11 protein-coding genes are annotated in these 15,037 nt (G+C 53.0%); 5 read left to right on the forward strand and 6 right to left on the reverse strand.

Going from position 1 to position 15,037, the window contains the following annotated elements; genetic code table 11:
- Positions 1-33: 33 nt before the first annotated feature.
- Positions 34-672, reverse strand: a complete 639-nt coding sequence (msrA, locus tag J4613_RS07130) for a peptide-methionine (S)-S-oxide reductase MsrA (RefSeq protein ID WP_000051472.1) — start codon at positions 670-672, stop codon at positions 34-36.
- A gap of 212 nt (positions 673-884) precedes the next feature.
- Between msrA and tamA the strand changes: the two genes are divergently transcribed.
- From tamA to J4613_RS07145, 3 genes are read left to right on the forward strand one after another with little or no spacing between them, the layout of a single operon-like run.
- Complete coding sequence (tamA, locus tag J4613_RS07135; RefSeq protein ID WP_001120230.1) at positions 885-2,618, forward strand: autotransporter assembly complex protein TamA; 1,734 nt, start codon at positions 885-887, stop codon at positions 2,616-2,618.
- Positions 2,615-6,394: an autotransporter assembly complex protein TamB gene (tamB, locus tag J4613_RS07140; RefSeq protein ID WP_000060826.1), complete on the forward strand. Its 3,780-nt coding sequence runs from the start codon at positions 2,615-2,617 to the stop codon at positions 6,392-6,394. The genes tamA and tamB overlap by 4 nt, the downstream gene beginning before the upstream one ends.
- A gap of 2 nt (positions 6,395-6,396) precedes the next feature.
- Entirely contained in the window at positions 6,397-6,741 is a 345-nt protein-coding gene (locus J4613_RS07145; RefSeq protein WP_001219167.1) for a gamma-glutamylcyclotransferase, read from the forward strand.
- A 53-nt stretch (positions 6,742-6,794) separates the two neighbouring features.
- Here J4613_RS07145 and J4613_RS07150 read toward each other — a convergent pair whose 3' ends face one another.
- The 4 genes from J4613_RS07150 to fbp form a co-directional block, all read right to left on the reverse strand.
- Complete coding sequence (locus tag J4613_RS07150; RefSeq protein ID WP_000200803.1) at positions 6,795-8,003, reverse strand: MFS transporter; 1,209 nt, start codon at positions 8,001-8,003, stop codon at positions 6,795-6,797.
- Positions 8,000-9,163 (reverse strand): metallo-dependent hydrolase, encoded by a 1,164-nt coding sequence (locus J4613_RS07155; RefSeq protein ID WP_000977208.1) that lies wholly within the window; start codon positions 9,161-9,163, stop codon positions 8,000-8,002. Before J4613_RS07155 ends, J4613_RS07150 begins: the two co-directional genes overlap by 4 nt.
- 409 nt (positions 9,164-9,572) lie before the next feature.
- Positions 9,573-10,103: an inorganic diphosphatase gene (gene ppa, locus J4613_RS07160; RefSeq protein WP_000055079.1), complete on the reverse strand. Its 531-nt coding sequence runs from the start codon at positions 10,101-10,103 to the stop codon at positions 9,573-9,575.
- Positions 10,104-10,329: 226 nt separating this feature from the next.
- Positions 10,330-11,328, reverse strand: a complete 999-nt coding sequence (gene fbp, locus J4613_RS07165; RefSeq protein WP_000853764.1) for a class 1 fructose-bisphosphatase — start codon at positions 11,326-11,328, stop codon at positions 10,330-10,332.
- Positions 11,329-11,502: 174 nt separating this feature from the next.
- Here fbp and mpl point away from each other — a divergent pair, with 174 nt between their 5' ends.
- Complete coding sequence (mpl, locus tag J4613_RS07170; protein WP_001219832.1) at positions 11,503-12,876, forward strand: UDP-N-acetylmuramate:L-alanyl-gamma-D-glutamyl-meso-diaminopimelate ligase; 1,374 nt, start codon at positions 11,503-11,505, stop codon at positions 12,874-12,876.
- A gap of 106 nt (positions 12,877-12,982) precedes the next feature.
- Here mpl and yjgA read toward each other — a convergent pair whose 3' ends face one another.
- The gene (gene yjgA / locus J4613_RS07175; protein ID WP_000166287.1) at positions 12,983-13,534 is read right to left on the reverse strand and encodes a ribosome biogenesis factor YjgA; all 552 of its coding nucleotides are present in this window, start codon (positions 13,532-13,534) and stop codon (positions 12,983-12,985) included.
- A gap of 95 nt (positions 13,535-13,629) precedes the next feature.
- Here yjgA and pmbA point away from each other — a divergent pair, with 95 nt between their 5' ends.
- A complete protein-coding gene (gene pmbA / locus J4613_RS07180) occupies positions 13,630-14,982 on the forward strand; it encodes a metalloprotease PmbA (RefSeq protein ID WP_000852994.1) in 1,353 nt (450 codons plus the stop codon).
- Positions 14,983-15,037 lie beyond the last annotated feature (55 nt).

Raw genomic sequence — 15,037 nt, forward strand, 5'->3', positions numbered from 1 at the left:
CAACTCCGACAAGTTCCCCCTACGCCTGCGTCGTCACGCGTCAGGCGGCAGGCAAACGCCGATCCCGCCAATCCCGCAGTAACCGTATGGATTTTTGTGCAGATACTGTTGGTGTTCATCCTCGGCGTAGTAAAACGGCGTCGCATGGGCGATTTCCGTGGTAATAGGGCGATGGTCTCCGGCGGCGGTCATTGCCGACTGAAAGCGCTCGCGACTGGCGTGAGCGGCGGCATTCTGTTCCGGCGTTAAGGGATAAATCGCAGAACGGTATTGCGTACCGTGATCGTTACCCTGTTGCATCCCCTGCGTCGGATCGTGATTTTCCCAGAAGGTCTGTAAAAGCTGCTCATAACTGATAACGGCAGGATCGTACACTATCCGTACCGCTTCGGCATGGCCGGTCTGCCCGGAGCAGACTTCCCGGTAGGTTGGATTAGGCGTGTAACCGCCTGCATACCCTGCCGCGGTGCTATATACGCCGGGCAATTGCCAGAATAAACGTTCTACGCCCCAGAAACAGCCCATAGCGAAGTAGGCGATCTCCATCCCGGCAGGGACATTGGTCATAGAGTGTTCATTTACCGCATGCAGAGTGGCGATCGGCATCGGGGTGTTGCGTCCTGGTAACGCATCTGCTTGAGTAACCAGATGTTTTTTATCAAATAAACTCATGAGCTATTCTCCCGAAAGCGTTAATTGGCGTTAAGGTTGTAACGAGACGCATCTTTGCACACAATAACAACATTAATGTATCTGGATTTAACCATAAGAAATATTTTGGCAGTCGTCTGCTTTTCAATCGAAATTGTTGATTTTATGTTAAGCCGCGGAGCGGTAGTGTGATTTTTTCCAGGGGTGGGAATAGGGGATATTCAGGAGAAAATGTGCCACATATCCGTCAGTTATGTTGGGTTAGCTTACTGTGCCTGAGCAGTTCTGCGGTAGCCGCAAATGTTCGTCTGAAAGTCGAAGGGCTATCCGGAGAGCTGGAAAAAAACGTTCGCGCACAGCTCTCTACGATTCAGAGCGATGAGGTGACGCCGGATCGGCGCTTTCGCGCCCGAGTTGATGATGCGATTCGCGAAGGGCTTAAAGCGTTAGGCTATTACGAACCCACTATCAAATTCGACTTGCTTCCACCGCCTGCGAAAGGACGGCAGGTATTAATCGCCAGGGTTACGCCCGGCCAGCCGGTGTTGATTGGCGGTACAGAAGTCATTTTACGCGGCGGCGCGCGTACGGACAAAGATTATCTGGCCTTACTGAAAACGCGTCCGGCAATCGGCACGGTGCTCAACCAGGGGGACTATGACAATTTTAAAAAGTCGTTAACCAGCGTGTCGCTACGCAAAGGCTATTTCGACAGCGAATTCATTAAAAGTCAGTTGGGAATTGCTCTGGGCCGTCATCAGGCGTTTTGGGATATTGATTATGATAGCGGTGAGCGCTATCGCTTCGGGCCTGTCACCTTCGAAGGTTCGCAGATTCGTGATGAATATTTACAAAATCTGTTGCCGTTTAAAGAGGGTGATGAGTACGAATCGAAAGATTTGGCGGAACTAAACCGCCGACTTTCCGCTACCGGATGGTTTAATTCTGTCGTGGTGGCGCCGGAATTTGAGAAATCGCGTAAAACAAAAATTCTGCCGTTAAAAGGCGTGGTATCGCCGCGAACCGAAAACACGATTGAAACCGGGGTGGGGTACTCCACCGACGTCGGGCCGCGCGTGAAAGCGTCGTGGAAAAAACCGTGGATGAACTCTTACGGTCATAGCCTGACCACCAGCACCAGTATTTCTGCGCCGGAACAGGTGCTGGATTTTAGTTATAAAATGCCGCTGCTGAAAAACCCGCTGGAGCAATACTATCTGGTACAGGGCGGTTTTAAACGTACCGATTTGAATGATACGGAGCAGGACTCGACCACGCTTGCCGTGTCGCGTTACTGGGACCTTTCCAGTGGTTGGCAGCGGGCGATTAACCTGCGCTGGAGTTTCGACCACTTTACCCAGGGGAACGTCACCAATACCACCATGCTGTTCTACCCGGGCGTGATGATCAGCCGAACCCGCTCGCGAGGGGGACTGATGCCAACCTGGGGCGATTCGCAGCGCTATTCAGTAGACTATTCGAATACGGCCTGGGGCTCCGACGTGGATTTCTCCGTGCTGCAGGCGCAAAACGTCTGGATTCGGACTTTGTACGATCGCCACCGTTTTGTGATGCGCGCCAATTTGGGCTGGATAGAAACCGGTGATTTCGACAAAGTTCCGCCGGATTTACGTTTCTTCGCCGGGGGCGACCGCAGTATTCGCGGCTATAAATACAAATCTATTTCGCCTAAAGATAGCGACGGCAATCTTAAAGGCGCCTCAAAACTGGCAACCGGATCGCTGGAGTACCAGTATAACGTCACTGGCAAATGGTGGGGGGCAGTGTTTGTCGATAGCGGCGAGGCGGTGAGTGATATTCGCCGTAGCGATTTCAAAACCGGGACCGGGGTCGGCGTGCGCTGGGCGTCGCCGGTTGGGCCTATCAAACTCGATTTTGCCGTACCGGTCGGCGACAAAGACGAACACGGTTTACAGTTTTATATCGGTCTGGGGCCTGAATTATGAGTTTATGGAAGAAAATAAGCCTCGGCGTGTTGATTTTCATTGTGGTGTTACTGGCGAGCGTTGCGTTTCTGGTCGGGACGACGACGGGGCTGCATCTGGTATTCAGTGCGGCGAACCGCTGGGTGCCGGGGCTGGAGATTGGGCAGGTCACCGGCGGCTGGCGGGACTTATCGTTAAAAAATATCCGCTATGAGCAGCCGGGCGTTGCGGTGAATGCGGGCGAAATTCATCTGGCCGTCGGGCTTGATTGCCTGTGGCGCAGTAGCCTGTGCGTCAATGATCTGGCGCTAAAAGACATTAATGTCGCTATCGACAGCAAAAAAATGCCACCCTCCGAACCGGCGCAAGAAGAGGAAGAAAGCGGACCGCTGAACCTCTCCACGCCCTGGCCCATCACGCTGTCGCGCGTGGCGTTGAATAACATCAATATCAAGATTGATGACACTACCGTTTCGGTGCTGGATTTTACCTCCGGGCTGGCATGGCAGGAGAAAAACCTGACCCTGAAACCGACGCGGCTTCAGGGATTGCTGATCGCGCTGCCGAAGGTCGCTGACGTGGCGCAGGAAGAGGTGGTTGAACCCAAAATCGAGAAACCTCAACCGGATGAAAAGCCGCTTGGCGAAACGCTAAAAGATCTGTTTGCAAAACCAGTAATGCCGGAGATGACCGATGTTCACCTGCCGCTCAATCTGAATATCGAGTCATTTCGCGGCGAGCAGCTACGCATCACCGGCGATACCGATCTGACGGTGCGCACGATGCTGCTTAAAGTCAGCAGTATCGACGGTAATATGAAGCTGGATACTCTGGATATCGACGCCAACCAGGGCACGGTGAAAGCCTCCGGTACGGCGCAGCTCGCCAATAACTGGCCGGTTGATATTACGCTCAACAGTACGCTGAATATCGATCCGCTAAAGGGTGAAAAGATAAAACTCAAGGTCGGCGGCGCGTTACGCGAACAACTGGAGGTCGGGGTGAACCTTTCCGGGCCGATGGATGTCGCGCTTCGCGCCCAGACGCGGCTGGCGGAGGCCGGTTTACCGCTCAATCTTGAAGTCGTCAGCCAACGCATTGCCTGGCCATTGACGGGTGATACCCAGTTTCAGGCTGACGATCTGAAGCTCAAACTGAGCGGTAAGATGACCGACTATACGTTGTCGATGCGAACCGCCGTGAAAGGACAAGATATTCCGCCGGCGACCATTACGCTGGATGCTAAAGGGAATGAGCGGCAGATTAATCTCGATAAACTCACCGTCGCCGCTCTGGAGGGAAAAACCGAACTGAAAGCGCTGGTGGACTGGCAGCAGGCGATTAGCTGGCGTGGCGAACTGACGCTGAATGGCATCAATACCGCTAAAGAGATCCCGGATTGGCCCGCGAAGCTTAACGGCGTCATGAAAACCAAAGGCAGCCTCTACGGCGGCACCTGGCAGATGGATGTCCCGGAGCTCAAGCTGACCGGCAATGTGAAGCAGAACAGCGTTAACGTCAACGGGACGCTAAAGGGCAACAGCTACATGCAGTGGACGATCCCGGGGCTGCACCTTGCGCTGGGCCCAAACAGCGCCGATATAAAAGGCGAGCTTGGCGTTAAGGAGCTGAATCTTGACGCCGCCATCGATGCGCCGGGGCTGGATAATGCGCTGCCAGGACTGGGCGGCATGGCAAAAGGAATCGTTAAAGTCCGCGGTACGGTAGAAGCGCCGCAGCTGTTGGCGGATATCACCGCCCGCGGTCTGCGTTGGCAGGAGCTGTCTGTCGCCCAGGCGCGCATTGAGGGCGATATTAAATCCACCGATCAGATAGCGGGCCATCTCAACGTTCGCGTAGAGCGGATTTCGCAGCCCGACGTTAACATCAATCTGGTGACGCTTGACGCCAAAGGCAGCGAGAAGCAGCATCAGCTACAGCTCCGTGTTCAGGGAGAACCGGTATCCGGTCAACTTTCCCTGACAGGCAGTTTTGATCGCGAGGCGGCGCGCTGGAAAGGGACAGTAAGCGACACCCGTTTCCAGACGCCAGTGGGGCCATGGTCGTTGACCCGCGCGATTGCGCTGGACTACCGTAATAAAGAACAGAAAATCAGTATCGGGCCGCATTGTTGGCTGAACCCGAACGCCGAGCTGTGCATCCCGCAAACCATTGATGCGGGCGCCGCAGGACGGGCGGTGGTCAATCTCAACCGCTTTGATCTGGCGATGCTGAAGCCATTTATGCCTGATACCACGCAGGCCAGCGGGATCTTTAGCGGGAAGGCGGACGTGTCGTGGGACACCACCCAGGAGGGATTGCCGCAGGGGAAGGTCACGCTTTCCGGTCGTAATGTGAAGGTCACGCAGACCGTCAATGACGCGCCATTACCGGTCGCGTTTGAGACGCTGAACCTCAGCGCCGATCTGCACAATAATCGCGCCGAGCTGGGATGGCTGATTCGCCTGACGAACAATGGTCAATTCGATGGCCTGGTGCAGGTAACCGATCCTCAGGGGCGGCGCAATCTCGGCGGTAACGTCAACATGCGCAATGTCAATCTGGCGATGGTCAACCCTGTCTTTTCGCGCGGCGAAAAAGCGGCGGGAATGTTAAACGCCAGGCTACGTCTGGGCGGCGATGTGCAAAGCCCGCAGTTGTTTGGTCAGTTGCAGCTTAGCGCGCTGGATATTGACGGTAATTTTATGCCGTTTGAGATGCAGCCGAGCCAGCTCACCATGAACTTTAGCGGGACGCGTTCGACACTCGCCGGTATCGTGCGAACACAACAAGGGCAAATTAACCTGAACGGTAACGCCGACTGGAGTCAGATTGACAACTGGCGCGCGCGGGTGACGGCGAAAGGCAGCCGGGTGCGGATTACCGTTCCGCCGATGGTGCGCCTGGATGTCTCGCCGGATGTGGTCTTTGACGCGACGCCTTCGCTGTTCACGTTGGATGGGCGTGTGGACGTTCCGTGGGCACGAATTGTGGTGCACGACCTGCCGGAGAGCGCGGTCGGCGTCTCCAGCGATGTGGTTATGCTCAATAATGACCTGCAACCAGAAACGCCGCAGACAGCGTCTATTCCCATCAACAGTAATCTGACGGTCCACGTCGGCAACAACGTGCGCATCGACGCCTTCGGGCTTAAAGCGCGTTTGACCGGCGATTTGAAAGTCGCGCAGGATAAGCAGGGGCTGGGGCTGAATGGTCAAATCAATATTCCTGACGGCCGATTCCGCGCCTACGGCCAGGACCTGCTTGTCCGTAAAGGCGAGCTGCTGTTCTCCGGCCCGCCGGATCAGCCGCTGCTCAATATCGAAGCGATCCGTAACCCTGACGCCACCGAAGACGATGTCATTGCGGGTGTGCGCGTCACAGGCACTGCTGATGAACCCAAAGCGGAAATCTTCTCCGATCCGGCGATGCCGCAGGCTGAAGCGCTTTCTTATCTGCTGCGTGGGCAGGGGTTGGACAGCAATCAGAGTGATAGCGCAGCAATGACCTCCATGCTTATTGGCCTGGGGGTTGCGCAAAGTGGTCAGGTTGTGGGTAAAATCGGAGAGACATTCGGTGTAAGTAATCTGGCGCTGGACACGCAAGGGGTGGGCGATTCGTCCCAGGTTGTGGTCAGCGGCTATGTACTGCCGGGTCTACAGGTGAAGTATGGTGTAGGGATATTTGACTCTCTGGCGACGCTCACGTTACGTTATCGCCTGATGCCTAAGCTATATCTGGAAGCAGTGTCTGGCGTAGATCAGGCACTTGATTTGCTCTATCAGTTTGAGTTTTAGCAATGCGAATATTTGTCTATGGCAGTTTACGACAGAAACAAGGCAACAGTCACTGGATGACCAATGCCCAATTGCTTGGCGATTACCGTATCGATAACTACCAGTTGTATAGTCTGGGCCACTATCCAGGCGCAGTTCCGGGAAACGGAGCGGTATACGGTGAAGTTTATCGAATTGATAACGCCACGCTGGCCGAACTTGATGCTTTGCGCACCAGGGGCGGTGAATACGCACGCCAGTTAATCCAGACGCCTTACGGCAGCGCATGGATGTATGTATATCAACGTCCTGTTGATGGGTTAACTCTGATTGAAAGCGGTGACTGGTTAGACAGAAACCAGCCCTGAACTGAACACGCCACCCTCGGGTGGCGTTGTTTTTTACATTCTGGCTGATGGCGTTAACGCCGGGCATGGTGAGCTCTTATTCTGCCGTAAATCAATAATGACGCGCCGCCCAGGATAACAATGCATCCGAGAACCATAAATCCCTGCATATAGCTGCCGGTTGTCCGGTAAAAATAGCCGACCATTAGGCCTGCCAACGTACCGCCGCCGCCGGCGCCGATGCCATTAATAATACCGGAGGCTGGGCCAATCGCATGGGGTTTAACGTTCGACTGGATAATCGACCAGATATTGGGGGTAAAGCTGGCGGCATAATAACCCATCGCCAGGGTAATGAGCGTGATTTTAAAGCCCGGCGCATCGACAAATGGCAGGAGAAATAACATCACGCCGGGGATTAGTAGGCCCAGTGAAGCAATAAGTACACGCTTTTGTGTCTTATCACTGATCCATGAGATAGGGATTGCCAGTATAACCGCAGTCAGATAAGGCAGAGAACTGACCAATGCTTTACTGAATCCGGTATAGCCGAGAGAATTGACAACCATGGGTATCCATAACGTAATTCCCCAGAACAACATCCCTTGAGTGATGTAGGTAAAAATAAGAAGTAGGAAGGGGGTTCCGCCCAGCGATTCCAGGGTAAGTTTAGTTTTCTCTGTTGGCGCCGGCGCACGATAATAAGGCGCTTCTTCCTGTTTTTTCAGCATTGTTATATAAAGTGGAACAACAACAACAATGCCGATCACACCAGTGATAATAAAAACATTTCGCCAACCGAAGGCAGCATCCAGCGGGGACAAAATCATAAATCCCAGGCCTAATGCCAGGAACTGTCCATAATACTGGATAATACTATTCGCCTGCGTCCGTTCTTTGTCTGAAAACCAGTCGCTGGCGAAGCGGGACTGCTGCGGCCAATAAATGCCTTCGGTAATGCCAAGCACCAGCCGACAAATCAAAATAACGTACACTGACGAGGTAAATCCGACAAAAACGGTCGCAATCGACCAGATTAGCACCATCAGAATGACTATTTTTTTCGGATCGTATCGCTGGGTAAATACGCCGCCAAAAATATTTGAAAAGGCATAGCCAATAAGAAATATGGTTAATACAATGCTGGCCGTTGCGCCATCAATATTCAGGTCGTGTGTAATCGTAGGTAACGTAACGGAAAGATTAGAACGGTCAAGATAAGCAACAAAAAGGCCGAACATTAATGTCGCGCCGATCCGTAGCCATTTTTGTATTGAGGTCATTTTTCAACTCCGTTTGGCCGCGCGCCAAAATCAATTTGACGAAATAATATCTCACCGGATTTTATGGTCATTTGTGGTACCAGCACATGCGTCCCCGTGAGCGTTTCACCATGAATATCGGCAAATTCAACATGCCTGTTTTTTAATTTAAAGATGGCGATATCGGCAAATGCCCCAGGGGCCAGCGTACCAATTTCTGCTGCCATACCCATTAAAACTGCTGGGGTATGGGTACAGGCGTTAATGACATCGGTAAGCGCGACGCCGAGTGCTAAATATTTCGATAAAATCCATGGTAAGGCGTAAACAGGCCAGGCGAGTTTAGTGATGGTTGAGAGATCGCTACTGATGATATCCGGAAGAAAGCCATTGGCGATGGCCCGGCGTGCCGTGTTCATTGAAAAATGGCTGCGACCATTGGCGGCATCAAATATAACGCCTCTTTCCCTTGCCTGACGGACTTCGGCTAAGACAGCGCCTTCATCAGTAAGAATGGTGCTACCTTTGCCGTGAAACGCATGAGCGATAATATCGCCGCGGCGTAGCAAGGAGACAAGTTCTTTCATGGGAACGACGGGATGAGTCGAGTGTATTGCTACGGGGCACCTTAAATCGTTGGCAATACGAAGGGATTCAGTCAGCGGTTTTAAGCCATATTCAGCAATGTCCTCAGTCTGAACCTTGAGTTTTAATCCCTGAAGAACGTTGCGATACTGGCGAAACAGCGCGTGGATCTTATTTTCATCAATATTGTCAGGATCATAATTTTCTTGTGACCAGGTTTGGCCCGGCGGCGACACGGTCAGAAACGCTTTGATTCGAACTTTGCTGGCGCAAATCACCGTTCGGTAGAAGGCATCAAAGTTTGCCGTACCGGCAGAACCTGCATCCACGACGGTGGTGACGCCATTCGGCGGCATGTACATATCAGGCCTGACGCCGCCTTCCGTCGCGTCATAAAAAACATGCGCGTGATAATCGATAAGACCGGGAGTGACGATCATGCCGTCGGCATGGATAATCCGGGTCTCCGAAGTTACAGGATATTTATCGGCATCAACGATAATATCGTTAATGATGCGTAAATTGTTAATCTCATTAATATTACGAGCGGGATCGATGATATGTCCACCGGTAATTAATATATCATTTTTCATCATAATCTCTTAAAGTAGTAAATAATTATGGCAGCCCTTAAAAATATATTAAAAAGTGTGTTTTGAGCGGATGTTATGTTGGATTAAAAATACGGTTATTGGTAGGGAGAGCTTAGGATACCTTATTAAAAAGGTAATCGGGCTTATGCACTAAATAAGACTTTAGCGCTTGCTAATATTTAGGGCGTAAGTCCATGGGAGTCTGCGGGAATTCACAAAAAAATTATTATCTTAAGCTTTTTAGAGAAAGCGTGAGTGTATTCAACCCTTTTTAATAAAAAATCAGGTAAAGTCTTATTCATTCCGTGAATGTTAAACTAATAATGATAAAAATTGTGCTCTATTCATTAGCCAATAAAAAGGCCCTCATTACTATGAGAGCCTTTATCTTGACGCTTATGTAAAAGCGAACTTATTTCTTCGCTGCGCGCTCGAAGGAGGCAACGATTTCCGCTTTAGCCGCTTCGGCGTTGTCCCAACCGTCAACTTTCACCCATTTGCCTTTTTCGAGATCTTTATAATGCTCGAAGAAATGAGTGATCTGCGCTTTCAGCAGTTCCGGCAGATCGTTCACATCTTTAATGTGATCGTACTCTTTGCTCAGTTTGGTGTGCGGTACGGCAACCAGTTTCGCATCTTCACCGGATTCGTCGGTCATTTTCAGTACGCCAACCGGACGGCAACGGATGACGGCGCCTGGCTGCAGCGGGTACGGCGTCGGGACCAGAACGTCTACCGGGTCGCCGTCCAGAGACAGGGTATGGTTGATGTAACCGTAGTTGCACGGATAGAACATCGCGGTGGACATGAAGCGGTCAACGAACAGCGCGCCGCTCTCTTTGTCAACTTCGTATTTGATCGGATCTGCGTTAGCCGGGATCTCGATAACGACGTAGATATCTTCCGGCAGTTCTTTACCCGCCGGGACGTTGAGTAAGCTCATGTCTGTTTCCTTTGAATTTATGACAAACAAGTGGCGAGTATTATAGCCAACTCACGCCGAAAGTCTTCGCTTGTTTTCGTTTCCGCCTCATCTGGCGCGTCGTTGCGGAGCATGAACGCCAAAGGTTAAGAACCGGAAAAATCACGTGTCTGATAAGGCAACGCCGCCATCGGACATGTTATTGCCCAATGGCGGCTTCATGCGTTATTCCGCATGGTGGTAAAGATTACGCGTCCGGGTATTCGCGGATAAAGCGTTCCACATCGTCAACCATATGGCGGTTGCCGACGAAGAACGAGCGGCGCTGGTGCAGGCTTTCTGGAATGATATCCAGAATACGTTCTTTACCATCGCTTGCTTTGCCGCCGGCCTGTTCCGCGAGGAACGCCATCGGGTTGCATTCATACAGCAGACGCAGTTTTCCCTGCGGATGGCTGGCGGTGCTGGGGTAGAGATAGATGCCGCCTTTCAGCAGGTTGCGATGGAAATCGGCCACCAGAGAGCCAATGTAACGTGAGGTATAAGGGCGACTTGTTGAACTATCCTCTTCCTGGCAGAATTTGATGTACTTCTTCACGCCATTCGGGAATTTAATGTAGTTGCCTTCGTTAATGGAGTAGGTTTTACCCTTTTCCGGGAAACGCATACGTTCCTGGCACAGACAGAACACGCCTAACGACGGATCGTAGGTGAAAGCGTGTACGCCGCAGCCGGTGGTGTAAACCAGCATGGTGGACGAGCCATACACGACATATCCCGCAGCGACCTGTTTGTTGCCGGGTTGCAGGAAATCTTCTTCGGTGACTGGCGTGCCGACGGGCGTCACGCGGCGATAAATCGAGAAAATCGTACCGACAGAGACGTTAACGTCGATGTTAGAAGAGCCATCCAGAGGGTCCATCAGCACCACATATTTCGCGTGTTCGCAGCCTTCAAAGACGACAATTTCGTCCTCTTCTTCCGATGCGATGCCCGCTACAATATCGCGCGCTTTTAGTGCAGCTTTCAGTTTCTCGTTCGCGAACAGATCGAGTTTCTGCTGAACCTCGCCCTGTACGTTCTCAGCACCGCTGGCACCCAGGATATCGACCAGACCGGCCTTGTTGATATCGCGGTGGATGATCTTGGCGCCCAATTTTATTGCCGACAGCAAAGCAGTGAGCTCACCGGTAGCCTGAGAGAACTCGTGCTGCTTTTCGACAATAAATTCACCTAACGTTTTCATAACACTTTCCCTGCAATTGATTGGAGTAAAGCGACCGTAACAATCTTAACAAACATTTCAGATGATGCGCTCAGGTGAATCGCGCCAGCAAAGTACAGATTTACCTGAAATGCGTTTCTCACTTGCCAGACATGTGCGTAAAATGGCTCGCAGATAAAAAAAGGATAGTGACGTATGCGCATTCATATTTTGGGAATTTGTGGCACTTTCATGGGGGGGCTGGCGATGCTGGCTCGCTCGCTTGGTCATGAAGTAACGGGTTCGGACGCCAATGTGTATCCGCCGATGAGTACCTTACTTGAGAAGCAAGGCATTGATCTGATCCAGGGTTATGACGCCAGCCAGCTCGATCCGCAGCCGGATCTGGTGATTATCGGCAATGCGATGACGCGCGGGAATCCGTGCGTGGAAGCGGTGCTGGAAAAAAACATTCCCTTTATGTCTGGTCCACAGTGGCTGCACGACTTTGTGTTGCGCGACCGCTGGGTACTGGCGGTCGCCGGTACCCACGGCAAAACCACGACCGCAGGCATGGCGACCTGGATACTGGAAGCGTGCGGGTACAAACCGGGCTTTGTGATTGGCGGCGTACCGGGCAACTTTGAGGTTTCCGCGCGCCTGGGCGAGAGCCCGTTCTTTGTTATCGAAGCGGATGAGTACGACTGCGCGTTCTTTGATAAACGTTCTAAATTTGTGCATTACTGCCCGCGGACGCTGATCCTCAACAACCTTGAGTTTGATCATGCCGACATCTTCGACGATCTGAAAGCGATCCAGAAGCAGTTCCACCATCTGGTGCGCATCGTGCCGGGGCAGGGGCGCATCATCTGGCCGGAAAACGACATCAACCTGAAACAGACCATGGCGCTGGGCTGCTGGAGCGAGCAAGAGCTGGTGGGCGAGCAGGGACACTGGCAGGCGAAGAAGCTGACTACGGATGCTTCCGAGTGGGAAGTGTGGCTGGACGGCGAAAAAGTCGGCGATGTGAAATGGGGCCTGGTCGGCGAACATAACATGCACAACGGTCTGATGGCGATTGCCGCCGCGCGCCACGTGGGCGTCGCGCCCGCAGAAGCGGCCAGCGCGCTGGGGTCATTTATTAACGCCCGCCGCCGTCTGGAGCTACGCGGCGAAGCGAACGGCGTGACGGTGTATGACGATTTTGCTCACCACCCGACGGCAATTCTGGCCACGCTGGCGGCGCTGCGCGGTAAAGTGGGCGGCACCGCGCGCATTATCGCAGTGCTGGAGCCGCGTTCTAACACGATGAAGATGGGGTTATGCAAGGATGACCTGGCGCCGTCGTTAGGGCGTGCGGATGAAGTGTTCCTGCTGCAGCCGCCGCATATTCCGTGGCAAGTGGCGGAAGTCGCTGAAGCCTGCGTACAGCCTGCTCACTGGAGTGGCGATGTCGATACGCTGGCGGAAATGGTGGTGAAAACCGCACAGCCTGGCGATCACATCCTGGTGATGAGCAACGGCGGTTTCGGCGGCATCCATCAGAAATTGCTGGATGGGCTGGCGAAAAAAGCACTGGTTGTGGAGTAAAAAATGCCCGGTGGCGCTGCGCTTACCGGGCCTACAATACGTACATTCCCGTAGGCCGGATAAGGCGCCAGCGCCGCCATCCGGCAGACGCTATCAACGTGTAAAATTACCCTTCGTTTTCCGCCAGCTCGCGCAGATACTGGAAAATCTGACGCGCTGATTTCGGCGGTTTGTTGCCTTCTTTCTCTTTCTTCGCATTGCGGATCAATGAACGAAGCTGTTGACGATCGGCGTGCGGCCACAGGGTCAGTACTTCGGCTACCGCGTCATCGCCTTCGACGATCAGACGATCGCGCAGATGCTCAAGCTTGTGAAACAGCACCACCTGCTGATTATGGCGGTTCTTCAGCTTGTCCAGCGCCTGGCGAATAGGTTCAACGTCGCGTTGGCGCAGCATTTTTCCGATAAGCTGCAACTGGCGGCGGCGTCCTTCCATTTTGATACGCTGGGCCAGTTCAATGGCGTCGCGCAGATCGGCGTCCAGCGGGATCTTATCCAGCGCGTTTTTCCCCAGATCCACCAGTTCCGCGCCCAGGCGTTTTAATTCCTCGGCATCGCGTTTAATTTCACTTTTACTGACCCAGATAATTTCATCGTCTTCGTCTTCGATGTCATCACCGGGAACGTCGTCGAGCCAGTCTTCGGGCTGCTTTGTCATGTCAGGCTCCTTAAAAAAAGAGGCTAATGTTACCAGTTAAGATGCGCACTGAAAAACGGTTCTCTGTTAGACTTCAGAGAAACTCTCTCTACATTATGGCATTTGCAATGAAAGTAATCTCACAAGTTGAAGCGCAGCGTAAGATTCTGGAAGAAGCAGTTTCGACAGCGCTGGAGTTAGCCTCAGGCAAATCGGATGGGGCGGAAGTCGCCGTCAGCAAGACCACCGGCATTAGCGTCAGCACCCGTTATGGTGAAGTAGAGAATGTCGAATTTAATAGCGACGGCGCGCTGGGCATTACGGTGTATCACCAGAACCGCAAAGGCAGCGCCTCTTCGACGGATTTAAGCCCGCAGGCGATTGCCCGTACCGTGCAGGCCGCGCTGGATATCGCGCGTTACACGTCGCCGGACCCGTGCGCAGGCGTGGCGGACAAAGAACTGCTGGCGTTTGACGCGCCGGATCTGGACTTGTTCCACCCGGCAGAGGTTACGCCAGACGAAGCCATTGAACTGGCCGCGCGTGCGGAACAGGCTTCTCTAAAGGCGGATAAACGCATCACCAATACCGAAGGCGGGAGCTTTAACAGCCATTACGGCATTAAAGTGTTCGGCAACAGCCACGGCATGTTGCAGGGATATTGCTCCACGCGCCATTCGCTCTCAAGCTGCGTCATCGCCGAAGAGAACGGCGATATGGAGCGTGATTACGCTTACACCATCGGTCGGGCAATGGCGGATCTGCAAGCGCCGGAATGGGTCGGGGCCGAGTGCGCGCGCCGTACCTTATCCCGCCTGTCGCCGCGCAAGCTCTCCACTATGAAAGCGCCGGTCATTTTCGCCAATGAAGTGGCGACAGGGCTATTTGGTCATCTGGTCGGGGCGATTGCCGGCGGCGCGGTATACCGTAAATCCACTTTTCTGCTCGACTCGCTGGGCAAACAAATTCTGCCTGAATGGTTAACCATCGAAGAACACCCGCATCTGCTAAAAGGGCTGGCGTCTTCACCGTTCGACAGCGAAGGCGTGCGTACGGAGCGCCGGGACATTGTGAAGGATGGCGTACTGACGCAATGGTTGCTGACCAACTATTCCGCCCGCAAACTGGGGCTGAAAAGTACCGGTCATGCCGGCGGCATTCATAACTGGCGTATCGCCGGGCAGGGGCTGAACTTTGAGCAGTTGCTAAAAGAGATGGGCACCGGCCTGGTGGTGACGGAACTGATGGGCCAGGGCGTCAGCGGTATTACCGGCGACTACTCCCGCGGCGCTGCGGGATTCTGGGTTGAAAATGGTGAAATCCAGTACCCGGTAAGTGAAATTACCATTGCCGGTAATTTAAAAGAGATGTGGCGTAATATTGTCACCGTGGGTGATGATATTGAAACGCGCAGTAATATACAGTGTGGTTCGGTATTGTTACCGGAGATGAAAATCGCCGGACAATAATACCCGTCATACTTCAGGCTGCAGGCGCGTTGGCTGCCTGCGACCCGAATTATTC

The organism is Salmonella sp. 32020114201800008SM (assembly GCF_017572025.1).
GTDB classification, from domain to species: Bacteria; Pseudomonadota; Gammaproteobacteria; order Enterobacterales; family Enterobacteriaceae; genus Salmonella; species Salmonella enterica.